Annotated in this window: 5 protein-coding genes; 3 read left to right on the top strand and 2 right to left on the bottom strand. The window is 69.2% G+C overall.

Features of this window, described 5'->3' with window-relative positions; translation table 11 throughout:
- Window positions 1-35: 35 nt before the first annotated feature.
- On the top strand, window positions 36-2576 hold the full coding sequence (locus ACFXC1_RS25550; RefSeq protein WP_381246107.1) for a RelA/SpoT family protein: 2541 nt from the start codon (window positions 36-38) through the stop codon (window positions 2574-2576).
- A 66-nt stretch (window positions 2577-2642) separates the two neighbouring features.
- On the opposite strand, the gene ACFXC1_RS25555 is transcribed toward ACFXC1_RS25550, so the two are convergent.
- Together ACFXC1_RS25555 and ACFXC1_RS25560 are read right to left on the bottom strand one after the other, a co-directional pair.
- Window positions 2643-3872: a DUF349 domain-containing protein gene (locus tag ACFXC1_RS25555; RefSeq protein ID WP_019066371.1), complete on the bottom strand. Its 1230-nt coding sequence runs from the start codon at window positions 3870-3872 to the stop codon at window positions 2643-2645.
- Window positions 3873-4007: 135 nt separating this feature from the next.
- Entirely contained in the window at window positions 4008-4829 is an 822-nt protein-coding gene (locus tag ACFXC1_RS25560; RefSeq protein WP_381246109.1) for a peptidylprolyl isomerase, read from the bottom strand.
- A gap of 179 nt (window positions 4830-5008) precedes the next feature.
- Between ACFXC1_RS25560 and ACFXC1_RS25565 the strand changes: the two genes are divergently transcribed.
- A complete protein-coding gene (locus ACFXC1_RS25565) occupies window positions 5009-5719 on the top strand; it encodes an MBL fold metallo-hydrolase (RefSeq protein ID WP_019066373.1) in 711 nt (236 codons plus the stop codon).
- A gap of 11 nt (window positions 5720-5730) precedes the next feature.
- Entirely contained in the window at window positions 5731-6993 is a 1263-nt protein-coding gene (hisS, locus tag ACFXC1_RS25570) for a histidine--tRNA ligase (RefSeq protein ID WP_381246111.1), read from the top strand.
- The last annotated feature ends 140 nt before the right edge of the window (window positions 6994-7133 follow it).

A 7133-nucleotide genomic window follows, 5' to 3' on the forward strand; every position in this document is an offset into this window, starting at 1 on the left:
GACCGGGGGACCCGGATCGCGCACGAGGAGTCCTCTTGGCAGACGAGGCCCAGCCCCTGACCGCCGCCAAGCCCGAGCCCACCCCGGGCCCCGCGGCAACGCCCGCGCCCGCCGCGACGACCACGCCCGGCGAACCGCGCGGGACGGCGGAGCACGCCCAGACGGCGCCCGCCGACAAGGCGGCCGAGCCCTCGCGCCCCAAGCCCGACCAGCCCGAGCGCCCGGCGCCGACTCCCGCGCCCCGGCCCACCGCCGGTCAGCCCGCCCGCACCGGCGGCGGCTCCTCCAACCGCGTCCGCGCCCGCCTGGCCCGCCTCGGCGTGCAGCGCTCGAACCCGTACAACCCGGTCCTGGAGCCCCTGCTGCGGATAGTGCGCAGCAACGACCCGAAGATCGAGACGGCCACTCTCCGCCAGGTCGAGAACGCCTACCAGGTCGCCGAACGCTGGCACCGCGGGCAGAAGCGCAAGAGCGGCGACCCGTACATCACGCACCCGCTCGCCGTGACGACGATCCTCGCCGAGCTGGGCATGGACCCGGCCACGCTCATGGCCGGGCTGCTGCACGACACCGTCGAGGACACCGAGTACGGCCTCGACCAGCTCCGCCGCGACTTCGGCGACTCAGTGGCCCTGCTCGTTGACGGCGTCACCAAGCTGGACAAGGTCAAGTTCGGCGAGGCCGCGCAGGCCGAGACCGTGCGCAAGATGGTCGTCGCGATGGCCAAGGACCCGCGCGTCCTGGTCATCAAGCTCGCCGACCGCCTGCACAACATGCGCACCATGCGCTACCTCAAGCGCGAGAAGCAGGAGAAGAAGGCGCGCGAGACCCTCGAGATCTACGCGCCCCTCGCCCACCGCCTGGGCATGAACACCATCAAGTGGGAACTGGAGGACCTCGCCTTCGCGATCCTCTACCCCAAGATGTACGACGAGATCGTCCGGCTGGTGGCCGAGCGGGCACCGAAGCGTGACGAATACCTGGCCATAGTGACCGACGAGGTCCAGACGGACCTGCGCGCCGCCCGCATCAAGGCGACCGTCACCGGCCGCCCGAAGCACTACTACAGCGTCTACCAGAAGATGATCGTCCGAGGTCGCGACTTCGCGGAGATCTACGACCTGGTGGGCATCCGCGTCCTCGTGGACACCGTCCGCGACTGCTACGCGGCCCTCGGCACCGTGCACGCGCGATGGAACCCGGTCCCCGGCCGGTTCAAGGACTACATCGCGATGCCCAAGTTCAACATGTACCAGTCGCTGCACACGACGGTGATCGGCCCCAACGGCAAGCCTGTTGAGCTCCAGATCCGCACCTTCGACATGCACCGCCGCGCCGAGTACGGCATCGCCGCGCACTGGAAGTACAAGCAGGAGGCCGTTGCCGGCACCTCCAAGGTCCGCTCGGACCAGCCCAGGACCACCGGCAAGGACGACCACCTCAACGACATGGCGTGGCTGCGCCAGTTGCTCGACTGGCAGAAGGAGACCGAGGACCCGGGCGAGTTCCTGGAGTCCCTGCGCTTCGACCTGTCCCGCAACGAGGTCTTCGTCTTCACGCCCAAGGGCGACGTGATAGCGCTGCCGGCGGGCGCCACCCCGGTGGACTTCTCGTACGCGGTGCACACCGAGGTCGGCCACCGGACCATAGGAGCACGGGTCAACGGGCGGCTCGTACCGCTCGAATCCACCCTGGACAACGGCGACTTGGTCGAGGTCTTCACCTCCAAGGCACCCGGCGCGGGACCCTCCCGCGACTGGCTCGGCTTCGTCAAGTCGCCGCGCGCCCGCAACAAGATCAGAGCCTGGTTCTCCAAGGAGCGCCGCGACGAGGCGATCGAGCAGGGCAAGGACGCCATCGCCCGTGCGATGCGCAAGCAGAACCTGCCGATCCAGCGCATCCTGACCGGCGACTCCCTGGTCACGCTCGCGCACGAGATGCGCTACCCCGACATCTCCTCGCTGTACGCGGCGATCGGCGAGGGCCATGTCGCCGCGCAGAACGTCGTACAGAAGCTGGTGCAGGCGCTCGGCGGCGAGGAGGCGGCCACCGAGGAGATCGACGAGAGCGTGCCGCCGACGCCCGGCCGGGGCCGCAAGCGCCGGTCGAACGCCGACCCGGGTGTCGTCGTCAAGGGCGTCGACGACGTGTGGGTCAAACTGGCCCGCTGCTGTACGCCCGTCCCCGGCGACCCCATCATCGGTTTCGTCACACGGGGTAGCGGCGTATCGGTTCACCGCAGCGACTGCGTCAACGTGGAGTCACTGTCCCGCGAACCCGAGCGCATCCTCGAGGTCGAGTGGGCGCCCACCCAGTCCTCGGTCTTCCTGGTCGCCATCCAGGTGGAGGCCCTGGACCGCTCCCGGCTCCTCTCGGACGTCACCCGCGTCCTGTCCGACCAGCACGTCAACATCCTCTCCGCGGCCGTCCAGACCTCCCGCGACCGCGTCGCCACCTCCCGCTTCACCTTCGAGATGGGCGACCCCAAGCACCTGGGCCACGTCCTGAAGGCCGTCAGGGGCGTCGAGGGCGTCTACGACGTCTACCGCGTGACGTCGGCGCGCAACAAGTCGTAGAACGGACGTGGAAGGGGCTCCCGTACGCGATGTACGGGAGCCCCTTCTGCATGCCTACGACTGCTGTCAGCCGCCGAACTCCTGGAGACCCTTCAGCGCCTGGTCCAGCAGGGCCTGGCGGCCCTCCAGCTCGCGCTCCAGCTTGTCCGCGCGGGAGTTGTTGCCCTGGGCGCGCGCCTGCTCGATCTGGCCCCTGAGCTTGTCCACGGCGGCCTGGAGCTGACCGGTCAGACCCTCGGCACGCGCGCGTGCCTCCGGGTTCGTCCGGCGCCACTCGGTCTCCTCGGACTCCTGGAGGGCCCGCTCGACCGCGTGCATCCGGCCCTCGACCTTGGGGCGGGAGTCGCGCGGTACGTGGCCGATGGCCTCCCAGCGCTCGTTGATCGAGCGGAAGGCCGCACGGGCTGCCTTGAGGTCGCCGATCGGCAGCAGCTTCTCGGCCTCCTCGGCGAGCTCCTCCTTGAGCTTCAGGTTCTCCGTCTGCTCCGCGTCCCGCTCGGCGAAGACCGAGCTGCGGGCGGCGAAGAAGACGTCCTGGGCGCCGCGGAAGCGGTTCCACAGATCGTCCTCGTGCTCGCGCTGGGCGCGGCCCGCGGCCTTCCAGTCGGACATCAGCTCGCGGTACCGCGCGGCCGTGGGACCCCAGTCCGTCGAGGCCGACAGACCCTCGGCCTCGGCGACCAGCTTCTCCTTGGTCTTGCGGGCCTCCTCGCGCTGCGCGTCCAGCGACGCGAAGTGCGCCTTGCGGCGCTTGGAGAAGGCCGACCGGGCGTGCGAGAAGCGGTGCCACAACTCGTCGTCCGACTTGCGGTCCAGGCGCGGCAGACCTTTCCAGGTGTCCACCAGGGCGCGCAGCCGCTCACCGGCGGCCCGCCACTGGTCGGACTGCGCCAGCTCCTCCGCCTCGACGACCAGCGCCTCCTTGGCGTGCCTGGCCTCGTCGGACTGCTTGGCGCGCTGCTGCTTGCGCTCCTCGCGGCGCGCCTCGACGGTCTCCACGAGCTTGTCGAGCCGGACCCGCAGCGCGGCGAGGTCGCCGACCGCGTGGTGGGCGTCGACCTGCTCGCGCAGATGGTCGACGGCGGCCTGCGCGTCCTTCGCCGACAGGTCGGTGGTCTTCACGCGCTTTTCGAGGAGGCCGATCTCGACAACCAGGCCCTCGTACTTGCGTTCGAAGTAGGCCAGCGCCTCGTCAGGGGAGCCGGCCTGCCAGGAACCGACGACCTGCTCGCCGTCGGCCGTACGCACGTACACGGTCCCCGTCTCGTCGACGCGTCCCCACGGGTCGCTGCTCACAGCGCCTCCTCCACATGATGCCTGCACAGGGCCTCTGTGCCCCCGGGCATCGTCCACAGTTTCGTCACGGCCAACATAGGCGACCGGCGGGTTGCCTGTCCGCATCCCGCGCGACCGAAGTTTCCCTGTTGACGGTCAGGATTTGGTGACGGTCGCCTTGTTGATCACGACGGTCGCGTTCGGTGCGCCGTCGCCCTGCCCCGTGCTCTCGCCGGCCGCCGCGATCTTGTTCAGAACCTTCATCCCGGAGGCCGAGATGGTACCGAACGGGGTGTAGCTCGCCGGGAGCGGACTGGCCTTGTAGACGAGGAAGAACTGGCTGCCGCCGGTGTGCTTCTGACCGGTGTTGGCCATCGCCACCGTGCCCGCCGGGTACGACCCGCCCTTGAGGCTGGTGTCCTTCAGGTTCTCGTCCGGGATCGTGTAGCCGGGACCGCCGCTGCCGGCGCCCGTCGGGTCGCCGCACTGCAGCACGTAGATGCCGTTGGTGGTGAGCCGGTGGCACTTCGTGTGGTCGAAGAAGCCCTTACTGGCAAGGAAGTTGAACGAGTTCACGGTGTGCGGCGCGGCCGACGTCTTCAGCGCGATGTCGATGTCACCGCAGGTCGTCGCCAGCTTCATCGTGTACTTCGCCGACTTGTCGATCGTGACAGCCGGCTCCTTCTTCCACGTCTCCGTCTTGATCTTGCCCGCCGCCGGCTTCGCGCACGGGTCCGGCGCCTTGCTGGTCGCCGAGGCGCTGGGCGTCACGTCCGCGCTCGCGTTGGACTTGTCGTCGTCGTTCTTCAGGACGCCGGTCGTGTAGAGCGCGACACTGCCGATCACGATCACGCCGAGCACCGACGCGATCACCGAGTTGCGTGCCCGCGCCTTGCGCCGAGCGGCTGTGCGCCGCTGCTGCTGCCGCAAGAACTTCTCCCGCGCGAGCTGCCGCTTCCGCTGTTCCTGGGTGACCACCGGATTCTCTCCTCATGCGTCTCGTACGTCGACTGGGACGCGTGCGTCTTGTGAGCCGACCGCCTGCGTGTGCCCCGTACCGTATATGGGTTCGCTGAGGATTCGGCAGCGCCGGTAGGCTCTGACCACTGACGCAGGGATCCTTATCCCCACCCGTATCGACACAACGAAGGACGATCGTGCTCATTGCCGGGTTCCCCGCCGGGGCCTGGGGGACGAACTGTTATCTCGTCGCCCCCGCCGCCGGTGAGGAGTGCGTGATCATCGACCCGGGCCATCAGGCCGCCGAGGGAGTCGAGGAAGCGCTCAGGAAGCATCGGCTCAAGCCCGTCGCGGTCGTCCTCACCCATGGCCACATCGACCATGTGGCCTCGGTCGTCCCGGTGTGCGGCGCGCACGACGTGCCGGCCTGGATCCACCCCGAGGACCGCTTCATGATGAGCGACCCCGAGAAGGCGCTCGGCCGCTCGATCGGGATGCCGCTGATGGGCGAGCTGACCGTGGGGGAGCCCGACGAGGTCAAGGAGCTGACCGACGGCGCACGGCTGGAGCTGGCGGGACTGGAGTTCTCGGTCGCGCACGCGCCGGGCCATACGAAGGGGTCGGTGACGTTCCAGATGCCGGAGACGGCCGAGATCCCCTCGGTCTTCTTCTCCGGGGATCTGCTCTTCGCCGGCTCCATCGGACGCACCGACCTGCCCGGCGGCTCCCACGCCGAGATCCTCGACTCGCTGGCCCGTGTGTGCCTGCCGCTCGACGACTCGACCGTGGTGCTGTCCGGCCACGGCCCCCAGACGACCATCGGCCAGGAGCGCGCCACGAACCCGTATCTGCGGGAGGTGGCCTCCGGCCAGGGAGCCCACGTGAAGGCTCCCCGACGAGGAATGTGACGAGAACTTTCGTGAGCACCTTTCAGGCCCCCAAGGGCACGTACGACCTGATTCCGCCGGAGTCGGCCAAGTACCTCGCCGTGCGCGAGGCGATCGCGGCCCCGCTGCGCAACTCCGGCTACGGCTACATCGAGACGCCCGGCTTCGAGAACGTCGAGCTGTTCGCGCGCGGTGTCGGTGAGTCCACCGACATCGTGACCAAGGAGATGTACGCCTTCGAGACCAAGGGCGGCGACCAGCTCGCCCTGCGCCCCGAGGGCACGGCTTCCGTACTGCGCGCGGCACTCGAAGCCAACCTGCACAAGCTCGGGAACCTCCCCGTCAAGCTCTGGTACTCGGGCTCCTACTACCGCTACGAGCGCCCCCAGAAGGGCCGTTACAGGCACTTCTCCCAGGTCGGCGCCGAGGCGATCGGTGCGGAGGACCCGGCGCTGGACGCCGAGTTGATCATCCTGGCGGACCAGGCGTACCGCTCGCTCGGCCTGCGCGACTTCCGCATCCTCCTCAACAGCCTGGGCGACAAGGAATGCCGTCCGGTCTACCGCGCCGCGCTCCAGGACTTCCTGCGCGGCCTGGACCTCGACGAGGAGACGCTCCGCCGCGCGGACATCAACCCGCTCCGGGTCCTCGACGACAAACGCCCTGACGTCCAGAAGCAGTTGACGGACGCCCCGCTGCTGCGCGACTACCTCTGCGACGCGTGCAAGGCGTACCACGAGGAGGTCCGCGAGCTGATCACGGCGGCGGGCGTGGGTTTTGAGGACGACCCGAAGCTGGTCCGAGGCCTGGACTACTACACCCGTACGACCTTCGAGTTCGTCCACGACGGTCTGGGTTCCCAGTCCGCGGTGGGCGGCGGCGGTCGTTACGACGGCCTTTCCGAGATGATCGGCGGCCCCGCACTGCCCTCCGTGGGCTGGGCGTTGGGCGTCGACCGCACGGTCCTGGCCCTGGAGGCGGAGGGCGTCGAACTCGAACTCCCCGCGTCCACCAGCGTGTTCGCGGTCCCGCTGGGCGAGGAGGCCCGCCGTGTCCTCTTCGCCAAGGTCACCGAACTCCGCAAGCTGGGCATCGCGGCCGACTTCTCCTACGGCTCCAAGGGCCTCAAGGGCGCCATGAAGAACGCCAACCGCAGCGGCGCCCGCTACACGATCGTCGCCGGCGAACGCGACCTCGCCGAGGGCGTCGTCCAGCTCAAGGACATGGAGTCCGGCGAGCAGTCGGCGGTCGGGGTGAACGAGATCGTGGCGGAACTGGAGTCGAAGCTGGGTTGAGGACAGGGTTCTTCGCCCCCGCCGCCCCTACCCTCCCCCACTCTTGGCTTCGCTCGAGCGGGGGGACCCCCATCGTCCCTGGGGGCTGCCGCCCCCAGACCCCCGCTTCGGCCTGAACGGCCTCGTCCTCAAACGCCGGA

This window comes from Streptomyces hokutonensis (assembly GCF_042751305.1).
Classification (GTDB): Bacteria; Actinomycetota; Actinomycetes; order Streptomycetales; family Streptomycetaceae; genus Streptomyces; species Streptomyces hokutonensis_A.